Source organism: Idiomarina sp. 28-8 (genome assembly GCF_000320945.2).
Lineage (GTDB): Bacteria > Pseudomonadota > Gammaproteobacteria > Enterobacterales > Alteromonadaceae > Idiomarina > Idiomarina loihiensis.
Genome location: NZ_DF266790.1, coordinates 155,710 through 169,614, shown reverse-complemented (window position 1 = coordinate 169,614; position 13,905 = coordinate 155,710). Strand labels below are relative to the sequence as shown.

Here is a 13,905-nt window from a genome sequence, read left to right as displayed (position 1 = left end):
ACTACGAGACGCATTTTTTTATTTAAAATTTACTTTAAGAAATAAAGTCAGGCCCAAAACCATTGGTCCATAAAATGGCCGTTGTTGCCATAAGTACAACCATAGCAATAAGACCCGCGGTAACTACCGAGCTAGCATACAGAAAACCACGTTCTTCCGGAATGTGCATAATAACCGGTAGACCTGAGTAAAGCAGGTAAACCGAATAAGCCACGCCAATAAGAAAAACGGAAGCAACAAACCACAGCTCAGGATAGAGTGAGGCTATTCCCGACATAATAACCGGAGTTGCCGCGTAAGCCGCTAATTCAAGTGACTTCGTGTAACTCGGATCAGCACCAAAAGTTTTCGCCATCCAGTAAATTAAGTAAGCCAACGCAAACGTGGCTCCCAAAATACCAATATACATTGCAACGCCAAGCATGATACCACTACTTTGGGTAAGATAAATGGACTCGCGTGCACCGACACTCCAGCCAATATGAGCCGAAGCATAATAAGCCGCTAAGCAAGGTAAAATTGCAACCAATAAGACATGAGAGCAGGAATAAAGAAAGCTCTCACGCTTGCTGTCTATCGATTTCCACTCTTGCGCTGGATGGGCATATAACCCCCAAATATGATTCAGTATCATAATTTCACTTCCCCATAGTTCGCGGTCATACCGCCGAATTCGTAAATACGTTATAATTTTTGACGCGGGTACTGCTGAAAAATTCACCCCATGTATCTAATATTCAGCACCATCTGTATTCTGTCAAGGCCTTTTGTTATAGAACAAAGGGTTAGTTGTTAATTTATTATTACACCTTTTACGCCAAGAAGGATCGCTGTGAATTATAGTCTCGTCGAACCCTATCTAAACCTGCTTGACCCGATACACTCATTTTTACTTTGCCGAACGCCTTCAGCTTGGGTTAAGCAAGCCTCGCTGGCTGATAATCTGCCCGTCATCTTACTGGATCATTTACATTGTGAGCTAAAAGCGGCTCAAAGTGCAGCCTTATTGCTACGCCGTTATGCCGTCAATAAAGATCACGGACAAACTCTGCTTGACGCTCTTCAGCCATACGAAGATTTGGTTTATCGCGGTCTTGGAAATTTTCAGCAACTTAGACAGAGCAAGCAATTGTCTCACGCTTTACAAGCAGCTGAGTCACAACCATACGCCGACGAAATTATTGATAAAATGTCCCGTTTAATTCGGGAAGAGCTGCATCACTTCCAGCAGGTTCTTGAAATAATGCAGGCACGAGATGTGCCACTTTATAAGCTCAGCGCATCGCGGTATGCGGCCAGCCTGATCCGTCATGTACGTACTTACGAACCGCAGGCTTTAATTGATAAATTAATTATAGGAGCCCTTATTGAAGCACGCTCTTGTGAACGTTTTGCCGCACTGGCTCCTTATCTGGATGAGGATATAGCCCGCTTTTATGTGTCCCTGTTACGTTCAGAAGCACGCCATTATCAGGACTACCTGGAATTAGCGCAGAAGCTAAGTGATACAGACATTACTGAGCGGGTTAATCAGTTCAGGGAGTGGGAAGCGGAATTGATTACATCTGACGACACTGAGCTACGTTTTCACTCAGGAGTACCGGTGCACGCTTAATTGTGCACCGGCTCTCGAAGTAACATCCGGAGAAGTAACCGGAGAAATCTCAGTAGTTAGAGCTCCTCCAGTTTTTTGCCAGCCTCTTTGTCATAATAAACATCTTCATCAAAGTCGCCTTCGGAGCGAGCAACTACGCAGCTGACCATAGCGTCACCGGTTACGTTAACTGCAGTCCGGGTCATATCCAACAAGCGATCCACCCCGATAATAAGGCCAATACCTTCAACCGGTAAACCAACTTGCTGCAGCACCATGGCAAGCATAATAAGCCCAACGCCAGGCACTCCGGCAGTACCGACCGATGCGAGAGTTGCCGTCATAATCACCATAAGGTATTCAGCAACACCTAAGTCCAGCCCATACACCTGCGCAATAAAGACGGTGGCAACACCCTGCATAATAGCCGTACCATCCATATTGATGGTAGCGCCCAGTGGCACAGTGAAGGAACCCACGCTGTTACTGACGCCTAAACGACGGGTAACGGTTTCTAACGTGATAGGCATAGTCGCGTTACTGCTTGCGGTGCTAAAGCCAAACAATTGAGCGTCACGCATCTTACGCATGAAAAGTCCCGGCTTAACCCGGGCAAGAACGCGCATAAATAAGGGGTAAATAATTAAACCATGAGCGATCAATACAAACAGCACAAGCAGGAAGTACTTCGCCAGACTGCCTATCATTTCCACGCCAATTTCCGTAAACAGCTTAGCCATTAACGCAAATACACCATAGGGCGCTACGCTCATCAGAATAACGACTAGCTTCATAATGACCGAATTCAAATCATCGAAAAAGCCTTTTAAACGTTCGCCCGGCTTACCGACTAAGGCCATGGAAATACCGAACAACAGTGCAAACACAATAATTTGCAGCATATTGCCTTCGGCCATAGCATTAATCGGGTTATCGGGAAACAAGTTAACAATAACTTCACTAACCGACGGCGCTTCGCTGGGCTCAAAAGTGGCGTCCGAAGCACGCTCAATGCCGGAGCCTGGCTGCACCAAAATTGCCGAACTAATCGCAAAGGTAATCGCTATTGCCGTAGTGATCATATACATGCCAACAGCTTTACCACCTAAGCGTCCAAGCTTACTCGGGTCACTTAAGGAACAAGTGCCGACCACCAGTGACACAAATACCAGTGGCACAACAAGCATTTTCAAAGAGGTAATGAATATTTGACCAACAACATCAAAAAGACCATTGGTTAAATACAGGGAAACCCAGGCATTATCACCGGCAACGTAACGAATAATGGTACCGAGAATGATCCCAGCGACCATGCCGATAACGATACGGCTAGTCAGGCTGAGTTTTTTCTTTTCGCTCATAAGCGTCCTTTATTATTCATTCTAAAAAACTGCGACAGCCTAGCAGAAAGCTTTTAAATAAGCAGCTATAAAACTGTAAGCCTCGCTGAACACCTTCTATTGTGCGACATCTGACCGGGTTAAGGAAGATTTTAAGGTATGAATAATAACAGACATACCTTTCGCAAAACGTTCACTTAGCGGTTTACGGATAACATACTGTAATTGTAATACATCGAAACCTTTATGCTGTTTCATTAACCACCCGTCACTGGTCGTCACTTCATCAATTAAGCCAAGCTCTTTTGCTTCCTGACCTGACCAGACCTCGCCTGTTGCTACTTTGTCTATATCCAGCTCGCTGCGGTTTTCCTGAACAAAAGACTTAAATTGACGATGAATGGCTTCTAAGTCCTGTTTAAACTTACGACGCCCTTCGTCAGTATTTTCACCAAAGATAGTCAAAGTGCGCTTATACTCACCCGCGGTTAATTGCTCAAAATCGACGTTATGCTTTTTCAAAAGACGGTGGAAATTCGGTATTTGAGCAACCACACCAATTGAACCAATAAAAGCAAAAGGTGCCGCAAGCAATTTATGACCGACACAGGCCATCATATAACCGCCACTTGCAGCCACTTTATCTATAGCAACATTAACGGTTAAGTTGTGTTCTCTTAAACGCAGCAGCTGAGCCGCCGCCAGACCATAACCATTGACGACACCACCGCCGCTTTCCAGCCTCACTAGTACTTCATCTTTCTCAGTGGCCAAGTTTAAAATGGCATTCACTTCATGGCGTAAGCTGTCGACTTCCTTCGCGTCCATACTGCCTTTAAAATCAATAACAAAAAGGCGTTTCTCTTTGTTCTCGGCACCCTTCTTTTTCTTTAGCGCCTTCAATGCTTTTTTCTGAGCTTTTTTATCCATAAGCTCAATTTTCAATTGTTCACTGAGCTCATTCAGCTCTTTAGATAAATGCGTGACTTGTAAGTCACCTTTACTCTTTTTCTGCTTCTGCGCCGCCTGAGCAATAAGGCCTACAATAAAACCAACAGCCACCACAATAATAGCGGCTTTTAGTAAAAAGCCTCCAATATCAGCAACAAAATCCATACCACTCTCCTAAAACGAAAAAGGCCAGCATAACTGCCGGCCTTTGAATACCAAGTGTTCAATAACCTGAGATTATTCTACCACTTCTTCGTTGGTTACTGGTAACTGCAACATGTCGGCTGCAAACCAGAAAGCAATTTGTTGCTGCATTTCTGCGGTAACATCTGCTGATGCAGAAGAATCAACTAACGAGCCATGCTCTGCATCGCCACCAAAGCGAACGATGCCTGATACCGGCGTGGTTCCATCTTCAGATGTTGTCGTAGTTGAGATGCCCTGCAGACCAAGCAATGCAGCCAAAGGTTCTGTTCCCGCCAGTGGTTTATTCTCCACTGAATTCGGGATAACAGCATCATCAATAGCTTCTATCACATGAATTGGTGTTTCCGATGCGACTACGCTACTTGCATAGTTAACAGGGTCACCTGAATCGATAACCGTCTGAGCTGCAAAGGCGAACTGTTCAAGAGTTGCATTAATTTGCGCGACTTGCTGTTCTGACGCTTGTGCCATAAATCCTGCATAGAATTCTTCAAGAGTGGCGCCGCCTGCAATAGCCTCGTCAGCCGCAGCTTTAAATTCTGGATTAGATGAATACAGCAAAGTTGCTTTAATCGTCGGCCCGAAGCTGTCAGAAGCCAATAGGAAACTCGCTATGCTACCACCAGGCATACCTAAACTTGAGGCTTGAACAGAAAACTGGTTATCAAGTGACACAAGCGGACTGTCTTCACCAAAAGAGGTGTTAGCCAAGGCAGTGAAACCTGTGCCGGCAATTGCCCCCAAAGAGTGTCCAACAAAGTGCACATCCTGACCATTTAACTCTTCTGTGCCACTCGCATCCTGAAAGTAATTTAAACTTAAACGAAGCCCGATCAGGTCGGTAATTGACTGACGCAGATTATCCCGAGTGGTTAACAAACTGCTTAAGTTCATATAAGCCGTAACACCACTTTCGCTGGATGCATCAATATCATCAGTACCATCATTGTCTACGTCAAATGCGCGTGCACCATGCAATGGATGATCTATCGCTACTGTAGCGAACCCAGCTACTGCGAAGGTACCAGCTATTGCGGCGGCATTCTCTTTCTCGCCCGTAATACCGTGTTGAAAAATAATTACAGGCCAGCCATCAGCCGGAGCGGTTAAAGGATCAAGCCCCATTGTAGCTCGAACGCCATTTGCCGTCGCCAAATCAGGAATTGTAATAAATGCGTCGATCGTCTGGTCTCCCTGATTCGCAGGCACAGGGTTATATCGAGTTAGATTTCTCTCTTCATCCACACCTTCAATATCAAAGCATTCGTTAGGAGGAAGCATCAATGTTGGATCATCAATCATTGCGGCACTAATGCCCTCAGCCGCGGCATCGATCTCGCCTGCCTGCAAGCCGTTTAATATAGCAGCAGGACTGTCGCATTGAGCCGTCCACCTTCCTGACAACGGTGCTGTTGGGTTCTCTGCACTGGGTAAAGGAGAGTAGTAAGGCAGATCAACCTGACCACCATAAACTTTTGCCGCGCTAGCTACAGCCAACGCGTCTGGATCGGTAATTCCAGCACCTGACAGAACCGCATCCAAAGTTACACCCTGAGGAGAAGCCTGTAACATTGGAGGGTTAGAAGCAGCGACTCTTTGTCCTAACAAACTTTTGGTAGCGCCCAAAACATCACCCACAGACTGTGTGGTAAAGTTCGAGCTGTAAATCACGCCTTCAGGGTCTACACCATACTGCGCCAAAGAACCTTCATAACTATTAACCAAGCGCTGCAGTGAGACGGCACTCTCATCACCTGAAACCGGTTTTTCATCCGCATTACGTTTCATTAAGGTATAAGTCTGTGATGGCTTAACATCGCGACCAAGAGAGTCTTGAATATTGTCGGTCAATACCACCAGGTAACCAGTCTTAGGTTTGAATGGACGCAGTGGTAAAATTGCGACGCTGCCATCGCCTGTTGCTTTAACGGTAAAGTCGGTATTGTGTTCTAGCTCACCCGTTATTGCACATACCGCCGCAGGATTTGCGGCGGCACATTGCTCAGAAACCTCATTGCCGCCCTGAATCGTTTCAAATACACGGATTGAGCCCTGGGCTTCCAGGCTAGCAGCTTCAATAGTGACTCGCTCACCATTTTCATCAACTGGTAATGAGAAATCAAAAGTTAAAGTTGATTGGGTACCCCAACCATCAAGCCCATTAATAGCAACCTGAGGGTTTGCGGTATCTGAAGCATCTTCAACTGGCAAATTCAACGTGCCATCAGTTGAACCGCTTAATAAGATGTTAGTAGGCGCAGATAAAGCACCATTGGACGGGTCAAAAACCACGCGTGACGCAGCAACGCTAACTTCGGTTTCTGTAACAGGAGCTTCGTCGCCGCTGCCGCAGCCTACCAGGCTAAGTGCAGAACCAATCGCAAGCGGGAGTAATAATTTCTTCATGAGGTATCCTCAATTCTTTTTTATGATTTGTTATTTTACGGCTTCTCTTAACGATTTTTATACACCGGTATCAAATAAGATGAAAGGCTTTTTACCGATTTTTCGTTCGTTTGCTGAGAAGTTACTCGAATATCGTTACAATAGCCCACTCACCCGACCACAGTCCAATGGTATTAAGAAACTGTTATGGAAATTAAAACCGTACATGATTATCAGGCAAGCCCTGAATTATTGAAAAATAAGGTTATTTTAGTTACTGGTGCAGGCGACGGAATTGGTCGTCAAGCCGCTCTGAGCTACGCCGAACATGGCGCTACAGTCATTTTATTGGGGCGTACTGTTAGCAAGCTTGAGTCAGTTTATGACGAAATTATCGCTCAGGAAAGTCCTCAACCAGCAATTATTCCGCTGGATTTAAAAGGCGCAACAGAAAGTCATTATCGTGATATGGCGGCCACCATTGCCGATCAGTTCGGTAAATTAGACGGCGTGCTGCATAACGCTGGGCTACTTGGCATTCTGTCACCTTTTACGCACATTGAGAAAGACAGCTGGGACGACATTATGCAGGTTAACGTAACGGGTCAGTTTGCCATGACTCAGGCACTGATTCCGGTAATGGAAAAGTCTCCGAATGCCTCCTTAGTTTTCACGTCTTCCGGCGTAGGAAGAAAAGGCCGGGCATTCTGGGGACCATATTCTGTCAGTAAATTTGCTACAGAAGGTATGGCTCAGGTTATTGCCGACGAGTATGAAGATACCAAATTACGCACCAACGTCATTAACCCCGGCGCGACCCGCACAGCGATGCGTGCAAAAGCGTATCCGGCAGAAGACGCGAAGTCACTTAAAACGCCAAAAGATCTGATGCCAACTTATTTGTATCTGATGAGTGACGACAGCATTTCTGATAATGGATTGTGTTTCGACGCCCAGTAAACCGGCAGCTTCGAACTGACGTATCGGTAAAAAGGAAACGTGTTACACTCAATAACATGCATAATTAATTAGGTTACGTCTATGACATCGAAGCTACAGCAGCGAGCCGTTAATATACTTAGGCTCGCTTTGCCTTTCAGCGCATTGTTCAGTTTGTCAGCAGTTGCTGAGCCCCCGGAAATCGAAGTTTTTGACAACGTCCGCCAGCAACAGTGGGTGGGGGTAAGTCCGGTTAGTCGCGATACTATTTGGATCTCCGGTGAGAAAGGAACTGTAGCCAGAACTACCGATTCAGGAAAAAGCTGGGAATATTTTCAACCCGGACCTGGTGACCTCGATTTTCGCGATATTGAAGCTATTGATGACCGCCGCGCCTATGCGTTAAGCGTTGGTACCGGTGGTCAGTCACGTATTTACTACACTGAGAATGGTGGTAACAGTTGGCGTCTGCGTTATCGCGGCGAGGCGGACAGCTTTTTCAACTGCATGGCACTTTCTCCTAGCGGCGAAGCCTGGGTACATGGCGACAGTGTTGGAGACGAATGGCGGATGGTACGCAGTGCCGATGGCCGCAACTGGATGCAAGTTCGCAGCGCGGTCGCCGAGCCGCCTCAATCTAACGAAGGTGGTTTCGCCTCAAGTGGCAGCTGTGCCCGCTTTAATAACGACAACTGGATGATTGCAACGGGTAATGCTGATAAAGCTCGAGTATTAATTAAAGGCTCGTTTGGCATTCGCTTTCGTGTGGTAGAAACACCAATGGAAGCAGGACCTATGGCGGGCATCACCAGTGTGTGGCCTATTGACGATAAAACCTTTTATATTGCTGGTGGTGACTTAAATGATGATTCTGGCGATGAAAATCGCTTGTGGCATTATCAAAACAACGAATTTGAAGCCTTGCCCGGGCCGCCAATTAAAGGTGCTCTTTATAGCTTAAGCCTGGTCGACCACAAGGGTTCCTGGTTGCTGACCTCTAACCCTCAAGGCGCAGCAGCATTAGACCTACAGAATAATGAGTGGTTTAAGCTCTCTGATGCCAATATCTGGAATATTCAGTGTCATGGGGATATCAGCTGCTGGCTGGTTGGTAAAGACGGTTATGTCGGTCGTTTGCAATGGCAGGCGCCGAAACAGCGCCCGAAACTCTAGCGATTAACGCACATTAAGCCGCTGGAGAACTCAATAAAGCCAGCCCACCTAATAAGTGACGGCTATTAAAACCGTGTCGCTTAAGCACATTAGCTACCACCTGGCTTCTGTTGCCTGAGCGACACAAGCAAATAATATCGCGCTCACGCAAGTGTGAATTACTGTGTATAAATTGAATGACTTCGGTCAGTGGTACATTAACCACCTCTGCATTGCAGGGAATATCGGACAATACGTGCTCCTGCCGCTCCCGCACGTCAACAATTAATAAATCATCGCGATGCCAGAATTCGTCAGTATCCCCCACCGGAATATTAACTCCATCATCAACACGACAGTCACCGTTTAATTCACAAGGCGTGTAAACAATATGGTGCTCTGAGTCTTGCCCCGGGCAAATAAGCGTACTCTCGCCAATAAAGCACTCATAAGTGCTTGAAGCTGCCTCAGACCCGGTAAATAAAAAGTCTGAACCCACCCGGCTTTTCAGCGCAGCCGATTCACTTAATACATAAACCGGATTACGGTTACCGACTCGAAATAAACGTCGCTCACCGATACTCACACAGCCACTGACACTGCCTTCGCATTCCATTGGAACCACGTCACAGGAATCAGTAGCAGACTTAGGCCAGCCAAACACATCGTACTCGTCTATTGACTGCTCAGGCATGAGTATTGGTAATAACAACTCAATAGACTGGCTGGTAATTGAATCAGCGGATGTCGATACCACCGCTTTCACTTGATAATGCTGGCAGCTGACAATATTCTCAATTCTGCCAGCCAAAGCCGGATGAGGATCGATAACGGCTATTTCTTTAGCTTGCTTATCTATCACCAGATAACAGCAATGATCGTCGTACTTCAGTTGCACAACACCGTCTAACTGAGCGTCGTTATCGTTATTCGTGTCCGCAACAATCAAGCAGGAATTTCTCAATGCATCAGCAGCTTGTTTTATACGTACACAAGCCTCAGTAATTTCCTCTTGTCGCGTTGCCGGACCAAAAGATAATCGAATAGCGGAACCGCTGCGCCACTCTTCCAGCCCCATAGCGTCTAAAACAAAGCTTTTTGTTACCTTGGAACTGCATGCAGAGCCTGAACTCACTCTTATCTGACAGGCGTCAAAAACATCCATAATATCGCGCGAGGCAACTCCTTCTACGGAGAAGTTCAGCGTAGTAGGAACCGAGCGCTCAAAGTCATGGTTAAATACAATAGAAGGGAAAGCTGACCGTAGGGCTTCAACCAACTGAGATCGATAATCCTGTAATTTAGCTTCACTATGAAAGCGACGGTTACTATCATCCAGCATCAATTCAAATAACGCATTTAATGCTGCTATTCCCGGTAAGTTTTCGGTTCCGGAACGCAGACCTGACTCTTGTCCTCCACCAATAATTAGAGGGGTATAAGGGGCTGAATCCCGAACCGCCATAAACCCAATGCCTTTCGGCCCATAAAGCTTATGACCACTAAACGGAGCGTAATCAATGGTTGTTTCATCTAAATTAAGAGCTTTTTTCCCCAATACCTGAACGCAGTCAACCATCCAGGGTACATCCGGGCTTTGCTGACGTATTGTCTCTTCCAGTTGTTTTAAGTTCTGAATAACACCGGTTTCATTGTTAACTGCCATAGTACATATCATGGCAGCATCTTTGACATGCTCAGCAATAAACTGGTTATCCAATAAGCCTTGTTTATCAACTGGAATGGCAACAAGCTCAGCTTTCAGTCCAAGTAACTGATTCCAGTGAGCCAGGGCCTGGGGAACAGCTTTATGTTCTGTCGCACCATACAGCAGGTATTTTTTTCGCTTATCGGGAGCAACCTGCATAGCCGCGTGAATTGCAGAAACCACAGCCGTCTGAATGCCTTCTGTCGCGCCACTGGTAAAAATAAGTCGGCCCGACTGCAAGCCAACAATTTTGCGAGCTAACTGACGTGTGGTATCCAGAATATAGCGAGCTTTTAAGCCCGTAATATGGCTGCTTGAAGGGTTACCAAAAACCGTTTCCATCGTATGCGAAACAGCCTGGATAATTTCGGGAAGTACCGGAGTGGTAGCATTACAGTCCAGATAAAGTTCGTCTGCGTTTGTCTGAATATCTACTGGTTTCATGCCACCCTCCAAATTAACTAAAAGTTATATGTTTATAACCTTTATGACTAAAAGGGTCAATGAATCTGGTTTTCTTTCCAGGCTTGTTCCTTTTTCATCCTATCTTTTCGCTTGTCGCATGGTTCATCACAGTCACAGGCTTTTTCCATGCCCAGAGCGCCGATGCCACCACAGCTACCGGAAATTGTCTTGCGCTGTACAATATAGCCAACGGCCATCGCCAGCACAACGATAATAAATAAGGCGAATACCATTATAAAGGTTTGCATTAAAACTCCTACTACTGCTCGGCCAACAACGGCTTAAATGCATCACTCATATACTCTTCAAAACCGTTTTCGGTTTTATAAATGAGCATAACTGCCATATTGTGTCTTTTTGCGAAGGACTTTGCTCTTTCCGTCCCCATTACAAATAAAGCAGTTGCATAAGCGTCGGCAGACATTGTGTCCTCGGCATAAACTGAAGTAGAAACCAAGTTATGCTGCACAGGAGCACCGGTTACCGGGTTAATAATATGCGAATATCGTTTACCATCTTCTTCATAGTAATTACGATAATCACCCGATGTCGCCAAAGCGCCGTCTTTAAATTGGACAACATGTTGCACCGCACGTTCCGTTGAAACCGGTTTTTCTATCGCCAGGCGCCATAATGCTTCATCCGGCTTGCCGCCTTTTGCAATAACCTCACCGCCAATTTCCACCAGGTACTGCTTTATACGCAACTGATCCAATAAGTGAGCAACTCTGTCGACGCCGAAGCCTTTGGCTATAGTAGACAGATCGACGTATAGATCCGGGTTATCCTTAATCAATTGATGATTTTCTACACGTAGTTTCTGATAGCCCGTTTTTTCCCGAACCGCATTCAACTCTTCTTCAGACGGTTCTTTTTCTGGTCTTGCCTGAGGACCAAAGCCCCAAAGATTCACCAGAGGACCAACGGTTATATCCAGAGCACCTTCCGTTTCCTCAGCAATTTCGAGACCACGATTAACTACCCGTTCAAGGTCACGACTAATAACCATAGGTTGGGTACTTTTAAACTGATTAAACTGTGAGAGTTCAGACTCTGGATCATAAGTCGACATTTGTGCATTAACTCTTTTGAGCACTATATCAACTTTCTTCTGAATCTCTTCTTTGTTGTGTCTGGGATCCTTAGAGTAGACAGTGACACTATAGGTGGTTCCCATAGTCTTACCGCTAAAGGATATTTTCTCAGGTGAATCAGAACAAGAAACTAAAAAGGCCAGCCCCAGAAGGGCTAGCCAAATTTTAGCAATCGACAGTTTCGATAGCATCATGAATTAACCACCAAAGTCATCCAACATGATATTTTCGTCTTCAACGCCTAAGTCTTTCAACAAGTTGATAACTGCCGCGTTCATAACCGGTGGTCCACACATGTAGAACTCACAATCTTCTGGTGCGTCGTGGTCTTTAAGATAACGCTCATAAAGAACGTTGTGAATAAAGCCAGTATCGCCTTCCCAATTATCTTCCGGTTGTGGATCAGATAATGCCACGTGCCAGTCAAAGTTCTCGTTCTCTTCGGCCAGCATGTCGAAATCTTCAACATAGAACATTTCTTTTTTCGAGCGCGCACCGTACCAGAACGATACTTTACGATCCGTTTTTATACGACGCATCTGATCAAACAAATGAGAACGCATTGGCGCCATACCGGCACCACCACCAATAAAGACCATTTCAGCGTCAGTGTCTTTGGCAAAGAATTCACCAAATGGACCTGAAATTGTGACTTTATCGCCTGGCTTCAGACTGAAAATGTACGATGACATTTTGCCTGCAGGCAAGCTTAAGTCGTTAGGTGGCGGCGTTGCTATACGGACGTTCAGCATAATAATGCCTTTTTCTTCCGGATAGTTAGCCATTGAATAAGCGCGTACAACCTCTTCGTCAACTTTAGACTCAACATCAAAGAAACCGAAACGATCCCAATCTCCATGATATTCTTCGGAGATATCAAAGTCTTTGTATTTAACGTGATGCGGTGGAGCTTCAATCTGAATGAAACCACCTGCGCGGAAAGGCACTTCTTCGCCTTCCGGTAACTGAACAATAAACTCTTTAATGAAGGTTGCTACGTTATCGTTCGACTTAACCGTACAGTCCCACTTACGAATACCAAAAACTTCTTCTGGTAATTCAATTTCCATGTCCTGTTTAACGTTAACCTGACAGGAAAGACGACAGCCTTCACGAGCTTCACGTTTAGTAATGTGGTCAAGTTCAGTCGGCAATATGTCACCGCCACCCTCTTTAACTGTGACACGACACTGGCCACATGAACCACCACCACCACAAGCTGACGAGACGAAAATACCCGCATTAGCCAGCGCACCCAGAAGTTTAGTACCAGGCTGGGTCACGATTTTTTTGTCTTCGTCGTCATTAATCAGGATTTCCACATCACCCTGAGGTACCAGCTTTGATTTTGCGAACATAATAATCGCAACCAAAACCAGTACGATGATGGTAAACATCCCTACACCGAGATATATCTCTTGCATCGATTCGTACCTTTTTTTACCGATTCAACACACTGGTTATAAGGATACGCCGGAGAACGACATAAAGCCCAAACCAATCAGACCCACTGAAATAAATGTGATACCTAAGCCACGCAGGCCATCAGGTACATCTGCATATTTCAGTTTTTCGCGCACTGCAGCCAAAGCAACAATAGCTAAAGCCCAGCCAACACCACTACCAATTCCGAAAACAACGGATTCGCCAAAATTGTAATCACGCTCGACCATGAAAGCTACGCCACCAAAAATAGCGCAGTTAACGGTAATGAGTGGCAGGAAAATACCCAGTGCGTTGTATAGTGCAGGTACATATTTATCCAATGCCATTTCCAATATCTGCACAATAGCGGCAATAACACCTATAAAGGTCAGAAACTTCAGGAAACTTAGATCCGCATCCGGGAAGCCAGCCCATTCCAGAGCACCTGGGGCCAGAATGTTGTGGTAAATTAAATTGTTAACCGGTACCGAAATACCCAATACAACAATAACCGCGACACCCAGACCAAATGCTGTTTTTACTTTCTTAGATACAGCCAAAAACGTACACATACCTAAGAAGAAGGACAATGCCAGGTTTTCAATGAAAACCGCGCGGATGAACAGGTTGATATAGTTTTCCATG

At 45.6% G+C, this 13,905-nt stretch carries 12 protein-coding genes; 3 read left to right on the top strand and 9 right to left on the bottom strand.

The features are described 5' to 3' along the window. Positions 1–34: 34 nt before the first annotated feature. On the bottom strand, positions 35–634 hold the full coding sequence (locus RJ32_RS05590) for a Yip1 family protein (protein ID WP_034819976.1): 600 nt from the start codon (positions 632–634) through the stop codon (positions 35–37). Positions 635–832: 198 nt separating this feature from the next. On the opposite strand from RJ32_RS05590, the gene RJ32_RS05585 reads away from it, so the two are divergent. Next, positions 833–1,615: a tRNA-(ms[2]io[6]A)-hydroxylase gene (locus tag RJ32_RS05585; RefSeq protein ID WP_034819973.1), complete on the top strand. Its 783-nt coding sequence runs from the start codon at positions 833–835 to the stop codon at positions 1,613–1,615. A 56-nt stretch (positions 1,616–1,671) separates the two neighbouring features. Here the strand turns inward: RJ32_RS05585 and RJ32_RS05580 are convergent, their stop codons facing one another. From RJ32_RS05580 to RJ32_RS05570, 3 genes are all read right to left on the bottom strand, one after another. Beyond that, positions 1,672–2,955, bottom strand: a complete 1,284-nt coding sequence (locus tag RJ32_RS05580; RefSeq protein WP_034819970.1) for a dicarboxylate/amino acid:cation symporter — start codon at positions 2,953–2,955, stop codon at positions 1,672–1,674. Between the two features lie 96 nt (positions 2,956–3,051). Further along, positions 3,052–4,050 (bottom strand): protease SohB, encoded by a 999-nt coding sequence (gene sohB, locus RJ32_RS05575; protein WP_034819967.1) that lies wholly within the window; start codon positions 4,048–4,050, stop codon positions 3,052–3,054. A 72-nt stretch (positions 4,051–4,122) separates the two neighbouring features. After that, entirely contained in the window at positions 4,123–6,498 is a 2,376-nt protein-coding gene (locus RJ32_RS05570; protein WP_034819964.1) for a VolA/Pla-1 family phospholipase, read from the bottom strand. A 186-nt stretch (positions 6,499–6,684) separates the two neighbouring features. Here RJ32_RS05570 and RJ32_RS05565 point away from each other — a divergent pair, with 186 nt between their 5' ends. Both RJ32_RS05565 and RJ32_RS05560 read left to right on the top strand, forming a co-directional pair. Beyond that, positions 6,685–7,437 carry a YciK family oxidoreductase gene (locus RJ32_RS05565; protein WP_034819957.1) on the top strand — a complete coding sequence of 251 codons (753 nt, stop codon included), beginning with the start codon at positions 6,685–6,687 and terminating at the stop codon, positions 7,435–7,437. 81 nt (positions 7,438–7,518) lie between these two features. Further along, the gene (locus tag RJ32_RS05560; protein WP_034819954.1) at positions 7,519–8,589 is read left to right on the top strand and encodes a hypothetical protein; all 1,071 of its coding nucleotides are present in this window, start codon (positions 7,519–7,521) and stop codon (positions 8,587–8,589) included. A 13-nt stretch (positions 8,590–8,602) separates the two neighbouring features. On the opposite strand, the gene RJ32_RS05555 is transcribed toward RJ32_RS05560, so the two are convergent. From RJ32_RS05555 to nqrE, 5 genes are read right to left on the bottom strand one after another with little or no spacing between them, the layout of a single operon-like run. After that, complete coding sequence (locus tag RJ32_RS05555; protein WP_034819951.1) at positions 8,603–10,720, bottom strand: aminotransferase class V-fold PLP-dependent enzyme; 2,118 nt, start codon at positions 10,718–10,720, stop codon at positions 8,603–8,605. A gap of 56 nt (positions 10,721–10,776) precedes the next feature. Further along, positions 10,777–10,989, bottom strand: coding sequence for a (Na+)-NQR maturation NqrM (nqrM, locus tag RJ32_RS05550; protein WP_034819948.1), 213 nt, complete (start codon positions 10,987–10,989; stop codon positions 10,777–10,779). 11 nt (positions 10,990–11,000) lie between these two features. Next, complete coding sequence (locus tag RJ32_RS05545) at positions 11,001–12,029, bottom strand: FAD:protein FMN transferase (RefSeq protein WP_034819945.1); 1,029 nt, start codon at positions 12,027–12,029, stop codon at positions 11,001–11,003. Positions 12,030–12,032: 3 nt separating this feature from the next. Then, positions 12,033–13,259, bottom strand: coding sequence for an NADH:ubiquinone reductase (Na(+)-transporting) subunit F (nqrF, locus tag RJ32_RS05540; protein WP_011234296.1), 1,227 nt, complete (start codon positions 13,257–13,259; stop codon positions 12,033–12,035). A 36-nt stretch (positions 13,260–13,295) separates the two neighbouring features. Beyond that, the gene (gene nqrE, locus RJ32_RS05535; protein WP_011234297.1) at positions 13,296–13,904 is read right to left on the bottom strand and encodes an NADH:ubiquinone reductase (Na(+)-transporting) subunit E; all 609 of its coding nucleotides are present in this window, start codon (positions 13,902–13,904) and stop codon (positions 13,296–13,298) included. Position 13,905: the final 1 nt, after the last annotated feature.

Excerpts from the sequence above, each read along its gene's own strand:
- RJ32_RS05590 (WP_034819976.1), bottom strand. The coding sequence starts at position 634 with ATGATACTGAATCATATTTGGGGGTTATATGCCCATCCAGCGCAAGAG.
- RJ32_RS05580 (WP_034819970.1), bottom strand. The coding sequence starts at position 2,955 with ATGAGCGAAAAGAAAAAACTCAGCCTGACTAGCCGTATCGTTATCGGC.
- sohB (WP_034819967.1), bottom strand. The coding sequence starts at position 4,050 with ATGGATTTTGTTGCTGATATTGGAGGCTTTTTACTAAAAGCCGCTATT.
- RJ32_RS05570 (WP_034819964.1), bottom strand. The coding sequence starts at position 6,498 with ATGAAGAAATTATTACTCCCGCTTGCGATTGGTTCTGCACTTAGCCTG.
- RJ32_RS05565 (WP_034819957.1), top strand. The coding sequence starts at position 6,685 with ATGGAAATTAAAACCGTACATGATTATCAGGCAAGCCCTGAATTATTG.
- RJ32_RS05560 (WP_034819954.1), top strand. The coding sequence starts at position 7,519 with ATGACATCGAAGCTACAGCAGCGAGCCGTTAATATACTTAGGCTCGCT.
- RJ32_RS05555 (WP_034819951.1), bottom strand. The coding sequence starts at position 10,720 with ATGAAACCAGTAGATATTCAGACAAACGCAGACGAACTTTATCTGGAC.
- nqrM (WP_034819948.1), bottom strand. The coding sequence starts at position 10,989 with ATGCAAACCTTTATAATGGTATTCGCCTTATTTATTATCGTTGTGCTG.
- RJ32_RS05545 (WP_034819945.1), bottom strand. The coding sequence starts at position 12,029 with ATGATGCTATCGAAACTGTCGATTGCTAAAATTTGGCTAGCCCTTCTG.
- nqrF (WP_011234296.1), bottom strand. The coding sequence starts at position 13,259 with ATGCAAGAGATATATCTCGGTGTAGGGATGTTTACCATCATCGTACTG.
- nqrE (WP_011234297.1), bottom strand. The coding sequence starts at position 13,904 with ATGGAAAACTATATCAACCTGTTCATCCGCGCGGTTTTCATTGAAAAC.